Origin of the sequence: Xenorhabdus hominickii (genome assembly GCF_002632725.1) — a bacterium.
In the GTDB taxonomy this organism is placed as follows: Bacteria; Pseudomonadota; Gammaproteobacteria; order Enterobacterales; family Enterobacteriaceae; genus Xenorhabdus; species Xenorhabdus hominickii.
Genome location: NZ_NJAI01000128.1, coordinates 1 through 250 on the forward strand (window position 1 = coordinate 1; position 250 = coordinate 250).

General features: G+C 52.4%; 1 protein-coding gene. It reads left to right on the top strand.

Going from position 1 to position 250, the window contains the following annotated elements; genetic code table 11:
• The coding region (locus Xhom_RS25495) for a DUF7146 domain-containing protein (protein ID WP_420855280.1) at window positions 1–250 on the top strand (250 nt) is incomplete at both ends.

Below are 250 nucleotides of genomic sequence, written 5' to 3' on the forward strand. Positions count from 1 at the left end.
ACTGAAAGGCACCTCGGCGGAAAAATACCTCCAGCGCCGGGGAATTTACAGCCATCACCCGATTGAGCAAATCCGCTTCTGTGAAAAGCAGCCGACCTATAAGGGGGATTATCAGGCAATGTGGGCACTGGCGACAGATGCACGCGGCCAATTGTGTTACCTGCACCGAACCTATCTGGACGGGGAGAAAAAAGCCCCGCTGGAGGTCACCAGAAAGATGATGTCACTTCAGGAAGAGACTTATCTTGAT